Annotated in this window: 19 protein-coding genes, 1 tRNA gene and 3 pseudogenes; 11 read left to right on the top strand and 12 right to left on the bottom strand. The window is 34.6% G+C overall.

Annotated features, from left to right (window positions below):
• The 4 genes and pseudogenes from DEF52_RS04635 to DEF52_RS04620 form a co-directional block, all read left to right on the top strand.
• Window positions 1-250 (top strand): annotated as a pseudogene (locus tag DEF52_RS04635) (IS4-like element ISWpi18 family transposase); the annotation flags it as partial.
• A 302-nt stretch (window positions 251-552) separates the two neighbouring features.
• A complete protein-coding gene (proS, locus tag DEF52_RS04630; RefSeq protein ID WP_151807998.1) occupies window positions 553-1,821 on the top strand; it encodes a proline--tRNA ligase in 1,269 nt (422 codons plus the stop codon).
• On the top strand, window positions 1,818-2,174 hold the full coding sequence (locus tag DEF52_RS04625) for a holo-[acyl-carrier-protein] synthase (protein ID WP_151807997.1): 357 nt from the start codon (window positions 1,818-1,820) through the stop codon (window positions 2,172-2,174). The genes proS and DEF52_RS04625 overlap by 4 nt, the downstream gene beginning before the upstream one ends.
• A gap of 381 nt (window positions 2,175-2,555) precedes the next feature.
• On the top strand, window positions 2,556-4,052 hold the full coding sequence (locus DEF52_RS04620) for a proton-conducting transporter transmembrane domain-containing protein (protein WP_151807996.1): 1,497 nt from the start codon (window positions 2,556-2,558) through the stop codon (window positions 4,050-4,052).
• On the opposite strand, the gene DEF52_RS04615 is transcribed toward DEF52_RS04620, so the two are convergent.
• From DEF52_RS04615 to DEF52_RS04595, 5 genes are all read right to left on the bottom strand, one after another.
• Entirely contained in the window at window positions 4,049-4,711 is a 663-nt protein-coding gene (locus DEF52_RS04615) for a hypothetical protein (RefSeq protein ID WP_006280401.1), read from the bottom strand. The genes DEF52_RS04620 and DEF52_RS04615 overlap by 4 nt on opposite strands.
• A gap of 58 nt (window positions 4,712-4,769) precedes the next feature.
• A complete protein-coding gene (locus DEF52_RS04610) occupies window positions 4,770-5,564 on the bottom strand; it encodes a hypothetical protein (RefSeq protein WP_012673269.1) in 795 nt (264 codons plus the stop codon).
• A 73-nt stretch (window positions 5,565-5,637) separates the two neighbouring features.
• A complete protein-coding gene (locus DEF52_RS04605) occupies window positions 5,638-6,459 on the bottom strand; it encodes an AAA family ATPase (RefSeq protein WP_151807995.1) in 822 nt (273 codons plus the stop codon).
• Between the two features lie 17 nt (window positions 6,460-6,476).
• Window positions 6,477-7,064 carry an L-threonylcarbamoyladenylate synthase gene (locus DEF52_RS04600; RefSeq protein ID WP_006280292.1) on the bottom strand — a complete coding sequence of 196 codons (588 nt, stop codon included), beginning with the start codon at window positions 7,062-7,064 and terminating at the stop codon, window positions 6,477-6,479.
• Between the two features lie 118 nt (window positions 7,065-7,182).
• Window positions 7,183-7,653 carry a hypothetical protein gene (locus DEF52_RS04595; protein ID WP_010082479.1) on the bottom strand — a complete coding sequence of 157 codons (471 nt, stop codon included), beginning with the start codon at window positions 7,651-7,653 and terminating at the stop codon, window positions 7,183-7,185.
• A gap of 75 nt (window positions 7,654-7,728) precedes the next feature.
• Between DEF52_RS04595 and miaA the strand changes: the two genes are divergently transcribed.
• Window positions 7,729-8,613, top strand: coding sequence for a tRNA (adenosine(37)-N6)-dimethylallyltransferase MiaA (gene miaA / locus DEF52_RS04590; RefSeq protein WP_006280293.1), 885 nt, complete (start codon window positions 7,729-7,731; stop codon window positions 8,611-8,613).
• Here the strand turns inward: miaA and DEF52_RS04585 are convergent.
• On the bottom strand, window positions 8,610-9,557 hold the full coding sequence (locus DEF52_RS04585) for a hypothetical protein (RefSeq protein WP_151807994.1): 948 nt from the start codon (window positions 9,555-9,557) through the stop codon (window positions 8,610-8,612). The two genes, miaA and DEF52_RS04585, sit on opposite strands and share 4 nt — an antisense overlap.
• A 298-nt stretch (window positions 9,558-9,855) precedes the next feature.
• Between DEF52_RS04585 and recG the strand changes: the two genes are divergently transcribed.
• Window positions 9,856-11,877 (top strand): ATP-dependent DNA helicase RecG, encoded by a 2,022-nt coding sequence (gene recG, locus DEF52_RS04580; protein ID WP_015589220.1) that lies wholly within the window; start codon window positions 9,856-9,858, stop codon window positions 11,875-11,877.
• 622 nt (window positions 11,878-12,499) lie between these two features.
• On the opposite strand, the gene DEF52_RS06615 is transcribed toward recG, so the two are convergent.
• A complete protein-coding gene (locus DEF52_RS06615; RefSeq protein ID WP_160142664.1) occupies window positions 12,500-12,637 on the bottom strand; it encodes a hypothetical protein in 138 nt (45 codons plus the stop codon).
• Between the two features lie 159 nt (window positions 12,638-12,796).
• Here DEF52_RS06615 and DEF52_RS04570 point away from each other — a divergent pair, with 159 nt between their 5' ends.
• Window positions 12,797-13,084, top strand: coding sequence for a hypothetical protein (locus tag DEF52_RS04570; RefSeq protein ID WP_010962862.1), 288 nt, complete (start codon window positions 12,797-12,799; stop codon window positions 13,082-13,084).
• 15 nt (window positions 13,085-13,099) lie between these two features.
• Here the strand turns inward: DEF52_RS04570 and DEF52_RS04565 are convergent, their stop codons facing one another.
• The 5 genes and pseudogenes from DEF52_RS04565 to DEF52_RS06610 all read right to left on the bottom strand — a co-directional run bounded on the left by DEF52_RS04565 (window position 13,100) and on the right by DEF52_RS06610 (window position 16,406).
• A complete protein-coding gene (locus DEF52_RS04565) occupies window positions 13,100-13,558 on the bottom strand; it encodes a hypothetical protein (protein WP_237357357.1) in 459 nt (152 codons plus the stop codon).
• Between the two features lie 135 nt (window positions 13,559-13,693).
• A tRNA-Gln gene (locus DEF52_RS04560) sits at window positions 13,694-13,768 on the bottom strand.
• Window positions 13,759-14,064, bottom strand: a pseudogene (cutA, locus tag DEF52_RS04555) (divalent-cation tolerance protein CutA); the annotation flags it as partial. The gene DEF52_RS04560 and the pseudogene cutA, both read right to left, overlap by 10 nt.
• Window positions 14,065-14,244: 180 nt before the next feature.
• Entirely contained in the window at window positions 14,245-14,409 is a 165-nt protein-coding gene (locus tag DEF52_RS06280; protein ID WP_153296807.1) for a hypothetical protein, read from the bottom strand.
• A 107-nt stretch (window positions 14,410-14,516) separates the two neighbouring features.
• Window positions 14,517-16,406, bottom strand: coding sequence for an actin-bundling T4SS effector WalE1 family protein (locus tag DEF52_RS06610; RefSeq protein ID WP_237357356.1), 1,890 nt, complete (start codon window positions 16,404-16,406; stop codon window positions 14,517-14,519).
• A 453-nt stretch (window positions 16,407-16,859) separates the two neighbouring features.
• Here DEF52_RS06610 and hflK point away from each other — a divergent pair, with 453 nt between their 5' ends.
• From hflK to DEF52_RS04525, 4 genes and pseudogenes are all read left to right on the top strand, one after another.
• Window positions 16,860-17,894 carry an FtsH protease activity modulator HflK gene (gene hflK, locus DEF52_RS04540; protein WP_010962866.1) on the top strand — a complete coding sequence of 345 codons (1,035 nt, stop codon included), beginning with the start codon at window positions 16,860-16,862 and terminating at the stop codon, window positions 17,892-17,894.
• A 2-nt stretch (window positions 17,895-17,896) separates the two neighbouring features.
• Complete coding sequence (gene hflC / locus DEF52_RS04535; RefSeq protein ID WP_012673275.1) at window positions 17,897-18,769, top strand: protease modulator HflC; 873 nt, start codon at window positions 17,897-17,899, stop codon at window positions 18,767-18,769.
• Between the two features lie 3 nt (window positions 18,770-18,772).
• Complete coding sequence (locus DEF52_RS04530) at window positions 18,773-20,266, top strand: DegQ family serine endoprotease (RefSeq protein ID WP_151807990.1); 1,494 nt, start codon at window positions 18,773-18,775, stop codon at window positions 20,264-20,266.
• Window positions 20,267-20,496: 230 nt separating this feature from the next.
• Window positions 20,497-20,923: pseudogene (locus DEF52_RS04525) on the top strand (hypothetical protein); the annotation flags it as partial.
• Window positions 20,924-20,966: the final 43 nt, after the last annotated feature.

Genomic DNA, 20,966 nt, shown 5'->3' with positions numbered 1-20,966 from the left:
GAACGCAGGCCTAGCCAATGGCAAGTCTGAGAAAAGCATTAATAAATCTGTCTCATTTAATGCAATAAAAAACTTGGCTTTCGATATTTTTTCTACAGAGTCAGACACAGACTGCATTATGGATCGATTATCAAAGTTATTTTTGATGAACACTCTAGTGGTGAGAAAAGGAAGAAAAGTTGACCGTAATAAAGTAACGAATACTCGTTCACTGAACTACCAAAAAAGAGCTAGGAAGCATGTATTTTGACCAAAGACAGTACTCATATCTTCTGATAATAACTGGGCAATTTATTGTCATATCTTCTGTAAAATGACTCCTAAATCAACTACTTCTTAAGTAATTTACATTTTAGAGTTTATCTACTTTTAAGTTTATTCTATTTTGTTTCAGCATTTATCATAACTTCTCGATTATTTCAAATCTTCTGGTTCGTTTTTTACCATTCCTTCCTTAACTTAATGGCAGTGTGCACTTCCCTTCCTTTTCAAAATAAGTTTACCTACAGGTCTGATTGTATTAAGATTACTTAATACAATCAGATCTATTATATGCGTTTATCCAAGTATTACTTACCAACTTTAAAGGAAAAGCCTGCTCATGCTAAAATTATCTCCCATCAATATTCTTTACGTGCAGGTTTAGTAAAACAGGTAGCATCTGGCATCTATTCTTGGTTACCACTTGGTCTCTTAGTGCTTAAAAATATTGAAAACATTATCAGAGATGAAGTGAATAAATCTGGTGCAATTGAAGTGTTGATGCCTTGTGTCCAACCAGCAAATCTTTGGCGAGAATCGGGACGTTATGATGATTACGGTAAGGAAATGTTGCGTATAAAGGATAGGCATGAGGAAGATATGCTTTTTGGTCCAACGTACGAGGAGGTAGCAACTGATTTAATTAGAGATGTGGTAAAAAGTTACAAAGATTTGCCACTTTGTTTATACCAAATTCAATGGAAGTTTCGTGATGAGGTAAGACCACGTTATGGTGTTATGAGGGGCAGGGAATTTTTGATGAAGGATGCGTACAGTTTTGATGTAGATTACGAAGGTGCACTGAATTCATATAATTTGATGTACAAAACTTACATAAAAATCTTCAAACGCATGGGACTTACCCCAATTGGAGTGAGAGCTGATACGGGGCCAATTGGAGGAAATTTGAGCCACGAGTTTCATATATTGGCAAACACTGGTGAAAGCACTTTATATTACGACAACAAATTTTCTGAACTACTAGAGAGTGAAGATATTGAAAGTTTAAAGAGTATATACGCAGTTGCAGATGATATGCATGATCCTGAGACTTGCCCTATATCACAAGAGCAGTTAAATGTTAGTAAAGGTATTGAAATAGGGCATATTTTTTATTTTGGCGACAAATACTCAAAGCCTATGAAGGCAAGTGTTACTTCTCAAGATGGAAAAAATGTCAATATACATATGGGTTCGTATGGCATTGGGGTTTCAAGACTTGTTGGTGCGATAATAGAAGCTTTTCATGATGATAAGGGAATTATCTGGCCGGAGGAGGTAGCTCCTTTCAGAATTGGTTTAATCAATTTACAAACGAAAGTAACGGAGGCTGCAGATAAAATATACAAAGCTTTGAAGAGCGATGAAGTGCTTTACGATGATACGGAAGGGAGTGTAGGAGTAAAATTTTCTAGAATGGATCTGATAGGCTTGCCGTGGCAAATAATTGTCGGAAAGAAAGCAGTAAGTGAAAATATAGTTGAAGTAAAAAATAGAGCAACTGGAGAGGTAAAGGAAATGCAGATTGAGGAAGCAATAAATCACTTTAGCGCAAAATGATACACGGTATCGGCACTGACATAGTATATATACCAAGAATATTGAGAATATTACAAAAATACGGGGAAAAATTTCTCAATAGAATCTACACTGAAAAGGAAATAGAGCTAAGTAGAAAGTATAATAGTCAAGAAATGCGAGCAAGGTATTTTGCTAAACGCTTTGCAGCAAAAGAAGCTTTTGTTAAAGCACGAGGTAGTGGTCAGGGTATTACAATGAAAGATATAGAAATATACAATGATGTAAGAGGCAAGCCATATCTTACCGTTAGCAAGGATTTTATCTCCAAAATTCATCTTTCTCTGAGTGACGATGGAGATTACGCTACTGCATTTGTTGTAATTTGCGTCTAGCAGATATTGTTTCAATTTATGCAGTTGACTTTATGCTATCTATATAGCTAAACCGACTTACAACAATTTGAAAAACCGTCATCCCGCTACGTGTTAGCGGGATCTATGCCGAGATACCGCGGCGGTATGACGGTTCGCGGTGGCATGACGATAACCTCATATCCCGCTACTAGTTAGCGGATGAGATACCGCGAATGAATCGCGGTATGACGTAACGACAAATTCGTCATCCCGCTACGTGTTAGCGGGATCTATTGCCAAGATACCGCGGCGGTATGACGTGTTAGCTATAGCATACACAAACAACTAGTTTACCAAAAAAACATAGCAGTTTTTCTATGATTTGAGTATAATTCTAGCTTTACCTAAACAGAAAATTTAATGGACTATATCTTAATGTATCTTTCCTTACCATTTTCAATTACCGAGAATTATTTATTAATTACTGCGTTGATTCCACTTTTAAGTGCGTTAGCTATTTTTTTTACTAGTAAATGGCCCAGAGTGAACAATAGTATTACTGTCACTTCTTCTCTACTTCTGTTTGCGTATACGTGTCTGTGCACTTTATATTGGGTGTATGGTGATCATTCTCAATTTATCCTCATGGATTTTGGTAATAATTTGCACATTAGTTTAAAGCTAGAGTCTACCGGAGTAATATTCAGTTTATTAATATCGTTTTTATGGGTGCTGACCAGTATATATGCAATATGTTATATGCAGAATAACTATGCTGATAGCAATCACTCAAGTTTTCTATGCTTTTTTTCAATATCAATTAGCTGTGCAATGTTTATTGCTTTTTCTGGAGATTTGCTCACTACATTTGTCTTTTATGAGCTTCTAACTATTAGTACATACCCTCTGGTTACTTACAACTCAACAAATGAATCAATGATTGCAGGGCGCTATTACTTTGGCGTGCTATTTTTCTCTTCTTTGGTATTGTTTTTTCCTGCAATAGGCCTTTTATATAATGAATTTCATACTTTAGACTTTGTAAGTGGTGGAATATTCAAATTTGATACTTCACTCATCACTTTCATTGCAGTGTGTTTTGCTATGCTGATTTACGGAATAGGAAAAGCTGCATTAATGCCAATGCATTTTTGGTTACCAAAAGCAATGGTTGCACCAACTCCTGTAAGCGCACTACTGCATGCTGTTGCTGTTGTGAAATCCGGAGTTTTCATCATCATAAAAGTTATATTATACACTTTCGGTATCGGTAACATGCAACGTTTTGCGCAGCAAAGTTGGTTTGCTGGAGGGTGGCTTCCGTACGCTGCTGGATTTACTATTATTACTGCATCATTGATTGCATTAAAGCAAAAAGAATTAAAAAAATTGCTTGCTTACTCTACCATCTCTCAATTGTCGTATATTATATTATTCGCTTCAATTTTTAGTGAGCTCAGCATGAGGGTTGCAATTTTCCAATTAGTTTGCCACGCATTTGCAAAAATCACTTTGTTTTTCGTTGCCGGAGCAATAATAACAAGAGCAGGTGAGAAGTATATAGATAAGATTTACGGTATAGGACGCAGTATGCCAATTAGCATGACAGCATTTGCTATAGGTGCGTTGTCTATGATAGGGGTGCCGCCTGCTCCGACTTTTTGGGGTAAATTTCTCATTTTTCAAGCTGTTTTCAACTCTGGCAATGTAATACTTTCTGTGTTTGTAACTTTAGTGTTAATTGTTAGTACTATACTCAACGCTCTGTACTTTTTGCCGATAATCTACAACGCCTTTTTCTTAAAACCTTCTCAGAATTACTTTATTAAAAAAACGCCAATTCTTCTAGTTTTACCTCCAGTTATTACTGCTATGTGCACTTTGGTTATTTTTTTTAGCTACCAAGTAATATTTTAAAATCTGTATTTATAACCATTAACAATAAATTTAAATGGTATTATACCAGCCAGAGTTGCTTTTATATTCGACAAAGTGAAGCTAATCTCCACAGTATCCTCCTTATTTTGCTCGGTTGTAAAAACTACAGTAGCATTTCCAGCAAATGTAACTAAGTCCTTGGTCGATCGATCAATAGATAATGTTATTACATTTATGTTGGCGATTTTTCTTTTAGATAAAGACAAATTACCAGCTTCATTATTCGTTTTTTCCTGAAAGCCTTGATAGATTTTATGTATAGAATTGTTTCTTATAAAATTTTCTTGGTACTTCGGTTCAACGGTCTTAATGGACTCGTATATTTCAATGTATTTACTTATTAAGTACCTCGCTGTGGAAGTGTATTCATCTTCCTTTTTACTGAAACTAAGCTTATGCATTGCAGAGAACTCATCTTCTGTGTGGTTCATATACTTCACAAAATTTAAATCTTTTTTAACAGGAAATAACAGGTATATGTTTAATGTTAATAAACATAAGCATACTAGGAGAAGCGATACTATTAATGCCATCCAAGATCTTTCTGCTACACAAAACAGATACCTATGGCAGTACCATTCGACTGCTTTACTGAAATAACTTTTGTTTTTTACTGATTCAAGCAATTTATCTTCCATAACACAATGCTACCAAATCCAATTATAATAACAACAAGATTAGATACTCTAAAAAACTTTAAAATATGTCTAAATTTTCCAAAATAGGATGAATGATTATATCACCTTGTTCCGCAATAAGGTAGAATTTATCGATTTTGCTCACATCTATATTTATCATTTTTACACTGAAATTTTCAGGATCATAAGTATTACTTTCTACACTTTTGTGATAATTATAATAATGTAATTTATTTTGATCATCAAAATAACCAAATTCATCAGCAAAGGTTCCCACTTTGCTACCTTTACCACTTTTGACTAGCTCAAATAGATCAATTACATGGTTTTGGGATCCAGGCTCAATAGGCCCTTCTGCAGCAAAAAATTTAGGTGCATGACCAATGTATTCCTTAAATTTTAGATTATGAGTCTTTTTTACACTACCAAAATCCACAAATTTATATTCATCTGAAATACCAGAATATTGTGGATCATACTTTTTATATTCAAAAAACTCATTACCTAAAAAATTACAAAACGTTAATTTATAATTATCATGATCGGATTTAACGACTTTAAGGTAATGAAAATCTCCAGGAATCTTTACTTCCTCTTCCGTAATATGATTACGTACAACAAGCTCACCATTTAGCATATGATAGCCAATTTTTGGCAAAGTAGCTATATTGATTGTCTTGTTTAGCTTAAAATTTGCTTCATAAATGCCACTTAACAACTCCTTTCCTTTTTCTAGGGTTATGTCTTGATCTGAAGCTATATTCTTAATTAAGCTTAATTTTTTCTGCATGTTCAATATGGCTTTCGTCAAAACTTCTATTGATTGCCATACAGTTAATTTATTATCAGTCAAATTATATACTTCGAGTATTAAATTAACAGAATTTTATCATGAATTTATGTTAAAAGTATTATACTTTGTAAACTTATGTCATGATATTAACTACATTAGCTAAAACATGCTTTTTATCTAAGTGGAGTTGCTTTGCGGCAACGAAAAGTTCATCTATTTTTTTCCACTGACTTAGCAGAATTTCAACACCATTTACCTCTCTCTTTATGCTTTCTAAAATGAAGGCCTGAATTATATATGATGCTAGTTCTAGTTCGATTTCGCTATTAATTACTTTATTAATCATATTGGGATTCTTTAAATCATGAAGAAATTTATAAAAGCATTTGTATGCTTCATAAGCATCACTACTTATTGTATTTATTATCATTCCTGGCATTCCAGGAAATAAAGTAATCATTTCGTCAAACGTTTGATTATCAAATTTACATTGAGATGAAGCAACTTGCTTTGTTTCATCATAAGTTAATGGGAGTAAATTTAGCTGAAAGCACCTACACAAGATAGTGGTTTGTATATCATATGGCTTATGGCTAATTATAAATATCTTAGAATTTTTTGGCGGCTCTTCTAATATTTTCAATATTGCGTTTTTAGCGTTATTAGTCATTGCCTCTAAGCTATCTATTATAGCTATTTTGTGTTCTGATTGAATGGGACTTAAGTGTAGAAAGTTTTTCATTTCTCTGACTTTTTCTATTCCGATAGTATCACCTTCAACAATGTGTAAGTCCAATGCTACTTCATTATAGTTTTTTATGAGTAACCAATTGGAGAAGGATTTTGCAAGTGTTGCTTTTCCTATACCTTTTTTACCACAGATCAGCCAAGACTGAACAGATAAGTTGTTCATTATTTTTTTTTTGGCTTGGTTGTGGCCTATTACTTTTTTCATTCTTTCTCCTATAGATTTTAGTTTGAAAATGCGTTGTTTACTGTTTGTAATGAAATTGCACCTTCCCTTAAAACCTTAATCTTATCTTCGGTTAAGTCAATAATAGTAGATTCTATACCAGAAACTAGTTCGTCATCTTCAATCACTACAGATAAATGTTGCTTAATGGATTGTGGTATATCGTTTGCCTTACATACACTTTCTTTTCCTGAAATATTTGTACTAGTTGCAACTATTGGAACTTTCAGTTTGTTTAGTATTGAAATTGCAATAGGATGCTCAGGAATTCTGATACCTATACTATCTTTAAAGAATTCGTTTGGCAATATGTTGTTGTTTTTAAGTGGTAAAATATAGGTAATTGGTCCAGGAGAAAAGTGGTTTATTAAATCAATATATCTTTCCTTTACCTTTGCTATTTTTGTCAAATTGTAAATATCACTAACAAATATAGACAGTGGTTTATTTTGAGAGCGTTTCTTTATCTGATATATTTTTCCTATAGATTCATTATCTAGTGCATTACAAGCAAGAGCATACACTGTTTCTGTTGGAAAACACACTAATAAATTGTTCTGTATTGCATTTATTATTTTAGATACCATATAGCTAAAAACTTATTCATAACAACTAGATCAGTTTTGTTGCACTGTATCTTATATAGTAACTGCTAGTTTTTGTAAACGTAATGCAACGCAGCTTACCATTTGTTATGCAGATTTGCTACAACCCAAACTCTTCATTGACTTTATCAATTATTGCCTGTGGTGGATCCTCTCCCCATCCTGAATACAAAATCTCTCCATAGTCTGCAACATCTATAGAGCCAGTTCTGCTTTTTGCTAGAAACATTTCTCTTTTCTCTTTATCAACTAATACATAATGCCACGCTGATTTTCCACGATCTTTACCACGGACTAAGTATATAAGATCTGACCTACTTCTTTTTGTTGCATCAGCAAAAGATCTTTCATTGACAGTTCTGCTTTTACTTTTTATGCCGCCACTTTCAGAAAAAGCTTCCTTGGATTCGGTTTTTTTGCCTGCTAATTCAGAAATTTTTCCTTTTTCCCCTAATGCCCGTTCTTTGGTGTTTTGAGACGAATACTTACTGGAAAAACCTTCCCCTGTACCGCCAGGAGTCCTGTTTGTGAAACGCTTAGTAAATGAATTATTGTCGTTGTTTTCTGCCATAAAAATCTCCAAACTTTAGATTGTAGAATCCAAACTTTTACTACACTTTATCATATGTTAATTAAATTAATATAAATGAAAAATAATATAGTAATTATTACAGGAATTACGGCCTCAGGTAAATCAGAATTATGCGATAACCTGATAGAAAAATATGGAAATATTAGTATAATAAATTGTGATTCAAAGCAGGTATATGAAGAAATTCCCATAATTACTGCTCAACCACCAAAGCAAGAAGTATTTTATAAACTATATGGTTATGTTTCAGCAAAAGAAAATTATTCCGTGGGTCTATGGTTAGAAGATTTAGAAAAAGAAGTTAATCACGCATTAGAAAATGCTCAAATACCTATCATCACTGGAGGAAGCGGGCTTTACATCAGCAGTTTAATCAAAGGCTTATCATCAATGCCACAAATAAGTCAGAAAGTGAGAAAAAACGTAAGTGAGCTCAGGAAAAATTTAAGTAAAGAGGAGTTTTACAAATTAGCGCTAAGCAAAGATCCAAGGATTCAAGGTAAAGTGTTCATGAATGACTCGCACCGCCTTTCAAGGGCACTTGAAGTTATCACTGAAACTGGCAAGTCAATTTTTGTATGGCAAGAGAATAGACAGCCTCCTTTATTCAATAATTTTAAGATATATACAATTCTGCCTAAACGTGAAGATGTATACCGAAAAATAAATTCTCGTTTCATTACAATGATTGAAAATGGAGCAATTGATGAAGTAAAAAAGCTACTTAGCATGAACCTAGCCCCACATTTGCCAGCTATGAAAGCACACGGAGTGCCAGAAATTATAAAGTACTTGAAAGGTGAGATTACTTTAGACGAAGCGATACAAATTGCTCAAACAAACACAAGACACTACGCGAAACGTCAGTATACCTGGTTTAAAAAACAATTTCTAAATGCTGAAGTGATTGATTGTGCAAACAAGCTCAAGATATTTTAATTCAGGCCGTGCTCATTACTACGAATAGGGGGTTCCATATTTTCCAGATGGTCGCTTACTTCTAGTGGATCGCCTAAACCATGCTCTATTTTTATTTTAAAAAATCCAAGCCTCTCGCAAAATTTCTGAAAACACTCTTTTATAACGTCAAACAAGTTTTTATCACCTATATTATAGTCCTTCAGTCTCTTAGGAACAGTAAGTGACAATTTACCATCTTCATATGTTACATTTTTATCACCTTGAGACTTAAGTGTGAATTCTAGCGAGCTATCCAATTTACATAATTCTTCTTCTGATTTTGCTAAAGTGCAAACTGCAATTTTTTCTTCAATTCTGATTGTTGCATGACTTGGATCACTACAATTAATATGTGTTGTATGACTAGAACCGAAAACTAACTCATATGCCATAGCTACATGAAAAAGAGGTTTATCTTCAGCGTATAATGCACCTACGTACCCTGCTTGATTATAATTGATAACCAGTTCTTCCAAAATAGAATCACTTGGAACTTGAGCTTCAGCATATTTAAATATTTCCTTAAAAACTTCTTTTGCAAACGCACGATAACTCTTATTTTCATCTTCTTCTTTCGGTAATAGGTTAGTATATCCTTTACCTATATTGTAGAATTTTTCAACTTCCTCTTTATACCGATCAGTTTCTTTATCATTAGAAACCTTCAGACCTTCGCAATACTTTTCCCAAAATTTGTCAAATTCTTCTTTATCTCTATTTATTAGTGCTTTAATCAAAATTGTGTCTATATTTTTCTTGTTAATAACAAAATTCATTCTGTCAAAATCCTCATACATCTGTTTACCAGAGTTCGCTGAGATATCCTTTTCATCAGCTCTTAACTTACTAAAATCAAACTTTTCTGCTTGAGCTCTTAGTGTAACTATTGGATTTTCCTTTTCTTCTGATATAGGGCTACTCATTATTAGTACCTCAATATAGACTACTGTATAATAATACATGAAAATGATTAATAAGTCAATAAAATACTTTATATAAACGCAAGTTCTATGACAGCAAATATAGTTAGGGGTAACTTAGGCTTACCGACGATTTTAAAAACAACAAATTCGTCATTCCGTTACGTGTTAGCGGCTGAGATACCGCGAATGAATCGCGGTATGACGTTAGAGAGCTGTGCTAGCTATAGTGCATACCTGACCATAAGGTGACAAGATTTTAAAAAGGCTCTATAACAGTTTTACACATGTATGAATCTCAATGAGCAATCAGATTTTTCTAAATAGCAGGCTGGAGAATATACCTAAGTTCCATTCCGCAATATTGCCTAAACTTTGTGGTGGGGACAAGGTGGTGGATCTGCTGTTTTATAAGCCACTTAGTTATGTGGATAGAAGCAAGTTACTATCTGATGCTCGAGTTGGAGAATTTACAACTTTCATTGCAAAAGTTTATGAACATCAGTCGCCCACTTTTAGAGGTAGACCATATAAAATAGTCGTTGAAAGTGAGAGTCAGTATATATTCATAGTCTTTTTTAATTACTCAGTTAAGTATTTATATAAACTATTTCCAATTGGAGCGAATGTGATCATCAGTGGCAAACTCGAAAAATTTGCTGAACATTGGCAAATTACTCATCCAGATTACGTGTCGCTTGACATCAACCAATTTAAAAAAATAGCTTGCATAGAGCCAGTTTACCAATTATGCCGTGGCATTACCAATAAGCGCATTGGGAACATAATAAGCTCTAATCTAAAGGAATTGCCTGATTTACCAGAGTGGATAGATGATACATTAATCAAGCAAAAAAAATGGTTAAGTTGGAGGGAAAGCATCATAAAGTTGCACAGACCAAGCTCATTGGTGGAAGCTGAGGTTTGTAGAAAAAGGCTTGCTTATGATGAATTGTTTGCGTATCAGCTAGCGCTGAAACTTGCAAGAAAAAATCATGTGAAAGAAAGGGGAAGAGAATTTATAATATTGAGTAAATACAAAGAGCAAGTTTTAAATGAATTGTCGTTTCAATTAACAAATGATCAAACTCGTGCAATAGATGAGATCTCAGAGAGACAAAAATCCAAGTATCGCATGATAAGCTTGCTGCAAGGTGATGTTGGTAGTGGCAAAACCGTAGTTGCACTTTTTGCAATGATAAATGTGGTAGAAAACAACATGCAGGCAGCTCTAATGGCACCGACTACTATCTTGGCGGAGCAACATTATAATTGGATTGAGGAAGTTTTATCCTGTACCGATATAAAAGTTGCGCTGCTTACTGGTAAAACTTCGCGCAAGGAAAGAAAGATTATCATGAACGAACTTGCAAGTGGTGTTTTAAATATAGTGATTGGCACTCATGCACTATTTCAAGCTAACGTTACATTTAAAAATTTAGGGCTTGCAGTCATAGACGAGCAACAGCGATTTGGAGTGATGCAGAGAAATCGCTTGGTAGGAAAAGGAGAAAATGCCGATATACTTTTCGTTACTGCAACTCCCATTCCAAGAACTTTGCAGCAAGCTATGTATGGTGACGTTGAATGTTCAATTTTGAAAGAAAAACCAAAATCCAGATTGCCAATAAAAACTGTAACTATGAACATTAGTAGGGTGCCAGATGTTATTGAAAAGCTAAAAGGTGCTATAAACAGGGGCGAAAAAGCATATTGGATTTGTCCATATATAGAAGAAAACGAAGAGACCAATATTGCTGCAGCAGAGATGCGTTTTCAGGAATTACAAAAAACATTTCTTGATAAAGTCGGGATAATACACGGAAAATTGACTCAGGAGCAGAAAGATCAAGTTATGTTTTCCTTCAAAAGGAATGAATTTTCTCTGCTTGTTGCAACCACTGTGATAGAAGTTGGTATAGATGTGCCAGATGCAACCATCATGATTATAGAAAATGCAGAGCAATTTGGGTTATCACAATTGCATCAGTTAAGAGGCAGAGTAGGGCGAGGAAACAAGCCATCTTTTTGTGTATTATTATACGATAATTTAAGTAAAAGCTCATCTTCAAAGTTAAAGATCATGTGTGAGTCACAAGATGGATTTTACATTGCTGAAAGGGATATGATGCTAAGAGGCAGTGGAGATATTTTAGGCACAAAACAATCAGGATGTATGGAATTTAAATTTGCTGATTTATATCAGGACAAAGAGCTGCTCAATCTCGCGTATAATAACGCAAAAGGCGCAATGGCTGATTTTGAATTACTGCTTGATATATTTGAATATAGGAGTAGATTACATTTTTCAAAATTTCAGTAGGAAAACCAGGTAGCCCACAGAAACGAAAAAACTTCCTTGACAAACTCCGCCAGCCCCCTTATCATAAAATTGAAGCTATTGTATTTGCTTTCGCCAATCTGCAGATTAAAAGGTAAGGATTACTTAATGTATCGGCGTCTTATGTTCAATTTTTTGCAGTATATAGATACTGTATGTCTTTACAAAACTTCATCTACATCTAGATTTTTATCTAAATAAGCTGAACGCGCTTATAAAGCGTTACAAGACATCAAAAAATGCCAATACTCGACAGAGATAGTAAAAGACTAGCTAACTCGGGGATTCTTTGTCTTTTTTTCTGCTTAGTAAATTTCTTAAACATTTGCAGCGTAAGTTAGTTGCAATTAAAAGCAGCTGAATTTCGCTTGTCAAGCGTTTAAAACATAAAAAACGCCAATATTTTAAAGCGGATAATAACCACGGGGCTTCTTTTGCCTTTTTTTTCATTTGGTAAATTTCTTAATGTTTATGGCTAAAAGAGCCCAAGAGAGGTCAGTGCTCCTGTGATGTCATTCCAGTCTGGAATCCAGCATTTCACACAATCCCATCAAGAACGTTGTATTTTACATAACACTTTTATGCTTACCAACCCAGTGTCCAATCAAAATTCCTGGATCCCAGTGTCTGGGCACTGGGATGACATCATAGGGACACTGGGATGACACCATAGGGGCACTGCCGTCATAAAGGAACCAGTGTCAGCTACTTGAATGACATCATAGGGGCGCTGGCCTGACAACCGTCATCCCGCTGCTTGTTAGCGAGATACCGCGAATGAATCGCGGTATGACGGTGTAATGACGGTTAAGTAATTCGTTATCCCGCTGCTTGTTAGCGGAATCTGCTGTGGCGACATAAACTCAAATCATTTCAAATTTCAATCCAAAGAGGTATCATTATGTCAAACAACTTCAATTTTAAAGAATTTTTTAACCACTATGAAACAAATAGTACGTCAGATGATATACAAAGGTATTATTTGCTGTGGAAATCAGTAATAGCGCAGGCAATGATTGATGCAGCAAGTAACTGTAAAAAAACAGAAAGCTTGGTAGAAAAACGTAAGGCAATTTCTTGGTTGTCAGACTTTAGTCAAGATTTTGTGCACACATGTATATTGGCTGATTGTGATCCGGTATACGTAAAAAATAAAATACAGCCAACCTTAAAAAGCCTTACTAGATAAAGCCTTTTTATATACTTAATGAGGTTTACTCCTTTTACCGAAAAAAATATAATTCAATCTCCTATCTATAGTTGCCTCTATATCTTTGATTAATAGCTGCTTTATCATGTTTACTTTTCGCTTTGCATCTTGAGCTTGACGCTCATTGTTACCACTGTTATTGCTGTAATTATTCTTATCACTATAACTACTGCCACTTGGTTTGCTACTGTTACTGAACTCACTACCCTTTTTTCTTCTTGTGTTGAGTATCTGTATTATCTTTCCCTTTAAAAAGGACTTCCAGCCTGTGCCAAGTAATAATTTATAGAGAAAATGCGGAGTAAGAAACGCCACTAATATTCGAATAGAAATTCCGTAACCGAGATCTTCCCTATTTTCATAATACCACTTGCAATATTGAAACAAACGGTAAAACGCATTTTTGAAAGAGCAAAATTCTACAGCATACCAAAAACCATTGCTGAGAAACATGAGCACAATGCTGAATGTGTAAAGATACATTGTGAAGAGAAACAGTTTCACAATTATATCTTTTAGACTACCTAATATATAATTCAATAATCTTAATTTATAGAAAAGTGATATCATTTCACACTCACTTCAATATGGCTGGGGTGGAAGGATTCGAACCTTCGCGTGGCGGTATCAAAAACCGCTGCCTTACCACTTGGCTACACCCCAATACTACTTACATCAATAACACTATTAGCCCAATTAGTAAAAGATTTATTTGCTTTTTCTATGGGCATCACAGCAATAGCTGGCTGATCATAAGAATGCATTGCTTCGATTTTTTCTACAATTTTATCAACTTGATCATTCCTGCTCTTCATAATTGCCACTACTTCACAACCACTGTTAATTTCACCCTTCCATAAATACAGAGAATTTACTTCAGTTACACATACAATTAACTTCTCGTTTAACAATTCTTCAGAAATAGTTTTAGCCTCATTTAAATTTGAAAAAGTTGAAAACTAAATTATTCATTAGAATCTATATAAACGCATTGCTACTATACTCCACTCAGGTTTATTCATCAAGAGAAAATAACGCCAGCGCGTACTGTATGAACATTTGTTTGCAAAGGTAGTATGTTAAGTGTTATAGCTAGTTTGCCTCAAACGTAAAGGTGTCATCCCAGTGCCCCTGTGATGTCATTCCAGTGCTTGACACTGGAATCCAGTTTTCCATATAATCTCATCGAAAACGTTGTAACCACTTTCTATGCTAGTTTGCTTGTAAACAAGCAAACTTTCCTGGATCCAAGTAGTCAAGCACTGGGATGACACCTTTCCTAGCAGAGAAATCACAATGTTCATACGGTTGTACGCATACCGCTGGGATCTAGGATTTTTCTATAGTTTAAAAACAAAAAAGGATGTTACTCAATGAGTAACATCCTTTTGGAGAAGGTGGATAGCTTTGTTTAGTTCGTTTTCACAGCTGTTTGTGCAGCTTGCTGTTGAACGTCAGTGTCAACAGCTACTTTCGTAGAAGGCTGTCCCACCAGTTTGTCCAGATGACCTGTCTTTCTTAAGTCAGCTTGGGTTTTTGCCTTGCCATTTTCAGTAAACATTGTATGTGTTGGAGAAGAAGTTGGTGAATTGAATCCACTATCAGAACCATTACGATTACTAAAAGAATTGTGTAATGTAGATTCAGTTTTAGCACTTAAACTAAATTCTTTTAAGTTTTTCTCCATTGCTGCCCCAACTTCATCTTTACTGAAAGATTGTTCCAATCTTTCTAATGAGCTTGTTGGTGTAGAAGGACCAGATGAACCTCTTGCACTATCAAAAGAATTACTGCGAGTTAGAGTTCCTTTATTCGAATTACCAAGATATTGGTTTACTTTAGGATCACTGAGAACATCTTCACTGAAAGAACTTTGTCCATTTAAGTTAGTCAATGAGGCGCTTCTAGTTGGTACTTCTGGAGTTTCTACCCTAGTAAGGTTGCTAGTACTATTACGTCGTGCAACTCCTGGTCTTCCTCCTATTGTTGCAGTTTTATTAGTATTCTCAATTGGAGTAGGAGTATCAACGTAAAAAGTGCTATTTCCTATTTTTCTAGGCAACGTGTCTGATTCAGAAAGAACTTGATATTTAACTTCAGAAGTTTTTTCTGACTTTTTGCCACTTTTGAAAGGTGATGAAACCTTATCCCAAAGTGAAGTAGCTGTTTTCACTTCTTTATGGTTTGCAGGATTTAACAATTCCGCTTCACTGCTAATGGTACTGTCAGTACTTACAGAATTTAGAAAACTCATTGAACTGCTTCTTGATGAGCTGTTTTCAAAAGATTGCATTGAACCTTTTCTGATACCATACTTTCCTGCTACTTCATTAAGGTTCTCTATAGAGTTAGAAAGTTTATGCTCTGTTTTGCATTTTTTAATAATCTCCTTAATTTCATTATGATGTTCAGAGAAAATTTCATAAAGACTATTATTATCCTTAGACAACAAATTTTGCAACTTCTTAGCGTCTAATTTATTGACAAAATCTACTTGCTGTTTCAACCGGTTGATCAACTGGTCCTTTTTGGCACTTTGTTGACCATCAACAGAATAAGCTTTCTCTAATATTTTTTCTCCCAGCTTAGAAAATATTTCCTTAGTTAAAGCAGCGTTATTTACGGCTTTGTCTTCAAGAACTTCCTTAATAAACATCTCCTTTACACTATTGAAATTCCTTATTTTTTCTTCTGTTTTCAAAACAACAGTTTGACCTTCGTTACCTATTGAATATGGGATGCCGTCTAAACTAGACATACTTTCACTTAAATTACTTAAACTGCGCCCCATTTTTCCTAACGTAGCACCAGTTCCCTCTCTTGTTGCTCGTCCCACAGAACTTATAGCTCCTTTTACTGAATAATAACCTTCTCTTGCTTTTTCTGCAGTATATACTGACGCGTCCTTAACTTTCCCAGCAGTATATTTCGCCCCATCAACTGTTTTTTCTGCTGACCACTTGAGCCCTTTATATCCAGATTGAACTGCTTTTACAGCGACTTTTACAGCGAAATATAAAGCAAGACCAACTATAGCACCCGGTATAGCAAGTGTTGCACCAACTGCCAAAAGTGGTAGTACTGCCGTAAATAATCCACTTGCTGCACTTACTACAAGAATCTTATCTCCTTGTTTCATCTTAGAGAATTCTGTATCCCCTTTTAACAGGTCAGTAATTCTTTCTTTTAGCTTCTTGGGATCCTTAGCAGCCTCTAAATTTAATGAATCTTGCGTCGTTTTATTCAAACCAAGATCATTTCCTTGTTCAGTTACAACAGAATTTTTTTCATTAGGTGACATTTTAAACCTCACTATTAATTAAATATATTATAATTGTATTCCTTGATTCTTAAGTTAGTGTTAAATTGATTGCCAGTATTTATTTGTCTTCAAATAATTTCGCTTGACGTGTTTTTTGATAGTGTGGAAAATTAGGTCAAGAAGCTGCAGCATTTATGAGGTATAGAAAAAGAACACTCATCTTTTTGGCTGTTATAACTTTAATAATAATGGTTTTATTATTCAGCTATCATTTCCATTTTCACGAAGACGTAGTGCACTTAAAGAGTGACAACAAAGAATTCAAAAAAAAGCCAGAAAATTCCATAGAGTCAACCATACTACATAGAGAAAAGGAAGTGTACGATCATGTTTTCCATCCTGATGATTAATTTGTAAATAAAATAGCAATTTATGTTTGCATTTTCTTATTAAAGAAGTAATATTAGCGTATTAATTATAGAATCAATCATTATGTTTGATGATAATAATCCTTGGAATCTGGGGAAGAAACCGGTAGGGAACAAAACTCCTAATAATGAAGATATTTTAAGTAAAGCTGTATCTGATATAAGGTTCTTTCTTAATGGATTAACCAGAAACAGGGGCAAAAAACCTTATTTCATCATTTTCATTATTTTGCTGTTCTATGCTTGCACTGGCTTTTATATTGTCCATCCTAGTGAAGAAAGTATAGAACTTACCTTTGGTAAATATTCTAATACAGAAACACCTGGTTTGCGTTATCACTTCCCCTACCCTATTGGCAAGGTTTTTAAAGTGAACGTTAAGGAAGTAAATCGTGAAGAAATTGGGGTAAGTAGTTCTTATGGGCGAGATACAGATCGCGGTGAAGGCGTGATGCTAACTGGAGATGAAAATATAGTCAACGTTAACTTCGAGGTTCAATGGCGCGTTAGAGATGCTAAGGACTATTTATTCAAAGTGCGGGATTACAAACCCGGTTTCAGTGTTAAAAATGCTGCTGAAAGTGCCATGAGAGAAATAATAGGTAAAAATACGATCTCTTTTGCACTTGGTCAAGGCAGACCAGAAATTTCTAGAGATACTAGAATTCTATTGCAGCAGATTCTTGATGGATACCAAATGGGTATAGAGATTTTATCTGTTCAAATGAAAAAAATTGATCCACCAGAAAAAGTAATCAGTTCGTTTAGAGATGTACAAAGTGCTCGTGCAGACAAAGAGCGTACTATAAACGAAGCATATGCTTATAATAATGATATTATACCTCGAGCAAAGGGTGAAGCGATAAAGATAAAATTAGATGCACAAGCATATGAAAATGAAATAATAAATGAAGCAAAAGGTAATGCAAATCGCTTTTTATCTCTTTATGAGGAATATAGACAGAATCCTTCTCTCGTTAAGAATCGTATTTATCTTGAAACTATGGAAAATATTTTCAGTAAGGTAGACAAAGTTGTTGTAACTGATGATCTGAAAGGTATGTTTTCTTATTTACCTCTTACAAATTTAGGAAAATAACCATGAGTAGTAATATTAAAATTGTTTTTGTTTCTGTATTTGTTGTTTTATTGATTGTTTTATCTAATTCAATATTTGTTGTGCAAGAAACAAAGCAAGCAATAGTTATACAACTGGGTAAAGTTGTAAGGGATGTTAGGGAAAGTGGCTTATATTTTAAGTTGCCATTCATAAATAGTGTAGAGTTTCTTGATAAAAGAGTTTTAGATTTAAGTCCTGATAAGATCCCAAGGGAAGTGATAACAGCGGATCAAAAACGTATTATAGTAGATGCGTATGCAAAATATAAAATAACAAATCCTGTTACTTTTTACCAGGCTGTGAGGAATGAATCAGGTCTGGTTAGAAGATTATATCCGGTTATAGAAGCTCACATAAGAGAAAATATAGGCAGATTTTCGTTGATTAGCTTGTTGAATGAAAAAAGATCAGAGGTTATGCAATTGATTCAGCGTGGAGTTTATTCTGAAGCTGAAAAATTTGGCATAGAAATAATAGATGTAAGAATTAAGAGAGCAGATTTACCAGAAGAAAATAGTTCTGCAATATTTCGCCGTATGCAAACTGAAAGGGAAAAAGAAGCAAAAGAAATTAGAGCAGAAGGAGAGCAAGCTGGGCAGGAAGTTAGATCAAAAGCTGATAAATTAAAAAGGGAAATTATCTCCAGTGCAGTAAAAGAATCGTACGAAATAAGGGGCCGTGGTTATGCTGAAGCAACTAGAATTTATAATGAGGCATTTAAGGTTGATGAAGAGTTCTTTAACTTTTATCGCTCTATGAGCGCTTACAGTAAATCATTTGCCGAAAATAATACTAAATTTGTACTTTCACCAAACAATAACTTTTTAGATATTTTAAATAAAGGATGGAAATAATTTATGAAAAGTAAGGCATTTATTTTATCTATATTTGCATATTTTCTAATTGCGTTTTCTTCGTATGCTAATATGTTTGATTGGAATGCAAAAAAGGTCGTTGATGCTAGCACTACTGCATGCAACTGTAATCAAGGACTTGCCGATTTAGTGGAAGAACTCATTCCTGCGGTTGTAAATATTTCAAGCGAACAAATCATCAAACAAGAAAATAACAGCAGAACTAGAGTTCCATCTATGCCAGGAAATAATTTTTTTGATGATTTTAGAGAGTTTTTTGAGCATTTTGATCAGTTTTTTATGGATAGGGGCCCTAGTGTTAACAAAGAGGTGGTGTTGCTTGGTTCTGGGTTTATTATAGATAAAGGTGGAACTATAGTAACCAATTATCACGTTATTAAAAACGCCAAAAATATCACAGTTACTATGAACGATAATACTTATTTCAAAGCAGAAGTTTTAGGCTATGATGCAAGAACTGATCTTGCTGTGCTTAAGATTAATTCTGATAAAGATCTTTCTTCTGTTGCATTTGGTGATTCTGATAAAGCAAGGGTTGGTGATACGGTTATGGCAATAGGTAACCCATTTGGTTTGGGTGGCTCTGTAAGCACAGGAATTATATCTGCAAGGTCCAGGGACATTAGTATTGGCACTATGAATGAATTTATTCAAACTGATGCTGCAATTAATAGGGGTAACTCTGGAGGACCGTTATTTGATTTAAATGGAAAAGTTATAGGTATTAATACTGCTATCTATTCTCCATCTGAGTCTGGCGGCAACGTGGGTATAGGTTTTGCCATACCATCTAATTTAACTATGTCAATTATTGACACATTAAAAAGTGGCAAAAAAATAAAACATGGTTGGCTTGGTGTGCAAGTTCAGCCTATAACGAAAGAATTTGCTGAGTCCTTGGGTTTAAAAGATATAAAAGGCGCATTGGTTGCAAGTATAGTAAAGGATAGTCCTGCAGAAAAAGGTGGGATTAAAGTAGGTGATATATTATTAGAATTTGACGGTAAAAAAATCGATAGAATGACACAATTACCTCAAATGGTTTCAAGAGCTGGACCTGAGAAAAAAGTGCAAGTTAAGTTACTTAGAAAGAGCAAAGAGGTTAATATTAAAGTTGTGATCGGAGAATCTACAAATGATGGCCAAGATAACAATCAAGAAGAAAATAAATCAACATCTGATTACGTAACCGGTTTAACTGTTTCAAATCTGCCAAAAGAATCAAAAGAAAGTAAAAATAATGTACCTACAAAAGGTGTGATAGTTACCAATGTAGATAGTAACAGTAATGCCACGCTGCGTGGTATTAAAAAAGGGGACATCATTATCCAATTGGATGGAACTGATATAGAAAATACTAACGATTTTCAAAAACAAGTTGATTTAGCAGTAAAGAAAAACGGTAAAGATTCAATAATGTTGCTCATTTACCGCAATGGAAATCAATTTTTCGCTTCAATAAAGTTAAAGAAGTAATTTTATTCACTAAATTTACAAAACAGTAGTGTTGTAAGCTCGCTACTGTAACACTTCAATCTTATAAAATAAATTAAAATCTACACTAGATTTCTTGCATAACCATATAAAAAACCAAAGGATGTCATTCCAGTGTCAGCTACTTGCATGACGCCGTCATAAAGGAACCAGTGTCGGCTACTTGGATGACACCATAGGGGTTACTTGGGTGATACTATAGGAGGTCTAACATGAACTTTCTAAAATTCATTGAACTGTGCTTTCAAACAGTGGTGCCGGGATGTGAGTATAATGATTATCAGTACATAAAAGTCATAGCAGACAGGCTGGAAGCAGCGAATGCTGGCGAAGTAAGGCGCATAATATTCAATATGCCTCCGCGTTCAATGAAGTCCATATGTATGAGTGTTGCGTGGCCCGCATGGATACTGGGCAACTGCAAGAATAATAGTTGCAAGTTATTCTAAGTTGCTTAGTGAAAAACATTCGCTTGATACCAGGTGCATAATGCAATCTGATTGGTATAAAGAACTATTTCCAGAGGTAGAACTATCCAAAGACCAGAACACTAAATATAAATTCCAAACAGTGCAGAGAGGATACAGAATCGCAACATCAGTTGGAGGAACATTAACCGGTGAAGGTGGTGACTTTATAGCTCTTTCCATAAAAGTCCGGATGTGATAGGATAAGGGTAGAT

The sequence above is a fragment of the Wolbachia endosymbiont of Nasonia oneida genome (assembly GCF_009012935.1).
In the GTDB taxonomy this organism is placed as follows: Bacteria; Pseudomonadota; Alphaproteobacteria; order Rickettsiales; family Anaplasmataceae; genus Wolbachia; species Wolbachia pipientis.
Note: the sequence above shows the minus strand (reverse complement) of the source record. Positions and strands in the feature narration are given on the sequence as shown.

Bases quoted from the DNA above. Each gene is read 5' to 3' on its own strand.
- DEF52_RS04570 (WP_010962862.1), top strand. From the start codon at position 12,797: ATGTCAAACAACTTCAATTTTAAAGAATTTTTTAACCACTATGAAACA.
- DEF52_RS04625 (WP_151807997.1), top strand. From the start codon at position 1,818: ATGATACACGGTATCGGCACTGACATAGTATATATACCAAGAATATTG.
- DEF52_RS04620 (WP_151807996.1), top strand. From the start codon at position 2,556: ATGGACTATATCTTAATGTATCTTTCCTTACCATTTTCAATTACCGAG.
- DEF52_RS06610 (WP_237357356.1), bottom strand. From the start codon at position 16,406: ATGTCACCTAATGAAAAAAATTCTGTTGTAACTGAACAAGGAAATGAT.
- DEF52_RS04565 (WP_237357357.1), bottom strand. From the start codon at position 13,558: ATGTTTCTCAGCAATGGTTTTTGGTATGCTGTAGAATTTTGCTCTTTC.
- miaA (WP_006280293.1), top strand. From the start codon at position 7,729: ATGAAAAATAATATAGTAATTATTACAGGAATTACGGCCTCAGGTAAA.
- recG (WP_015589220.1), top strand. From the start codon at position 9,856: ATGAGCAATCAGATTTTTCTAAATAGCAGGCTGGAGAATATACCTAAG.
- DEF52_RS04585 (WP_151807994.1), bottom strand. From the start codon at position 9,557: ATGAGTAGCCCTATATCAGAAGAAAAGGAAAATCCAATAGTTACACTA.
- hflK (WP_010962866.1), top strand. From the start codon at position 16,860: ATGTTTGATGATAATAATCCTTGGAATCTGGGGAAGAAACCGGTAGGG.
- DEF52_RS04600 (WP_006280292.1), bottom strand. From the start codon at position 7,064: ATGGTATCTAAAATAATAAATGCAATACAGAACAATTTATTAGTGTGT.
- hflC (WP_012673275.1), top strand. From the start codon at position 17,897: ATGAGTAGTAATATTAAAATTGTTTTTGTTTCTGTATTTGTTGTTTTA.
- proS (WP_151807998.1), top strand. From the start codon at position 553: ATGCGTTTATCCAAGTATTACTTACCAACTTTAAAGGAAAAGCCTGCT.
- DEF52_RS04595 (WP_010082479.1), bottom strand. From the start codon at position 7,653: ATGGCAGAAAACAACGACAATAATTCATTTACTAAGCGTTTCACAAAC.
- DEF52_RS06280 (WP_153296807.1), bottom strand. From the start codon at position 14,409: ATGAACATTGTGATTTCTCTGCTAGGAAAGGTGTCATCCCAGTGCTTG.
- DEF52_RS04530 (WP_151807990.1), top strand. From the start codon at position 18,773: ATGAAAAGTAAGGCATTTATTTTATCTATATTTGCATATTTTCTAATT.
- DEF52_RS04615 (WP_006280401.1), bottom strand. From the start codon at position 4,711: ATGGAAGATAAATTGCTTGAATCAGTAAAAAACAAAAGTTATTTCAGT.
- DEF52_RS04605 (WP_151807995.1), bottom strand. From the start codon at position 6,459: ATGAAAAAAGTAATAGGCCACAACCAAGCCAAAAAAAAAATAATGAAC.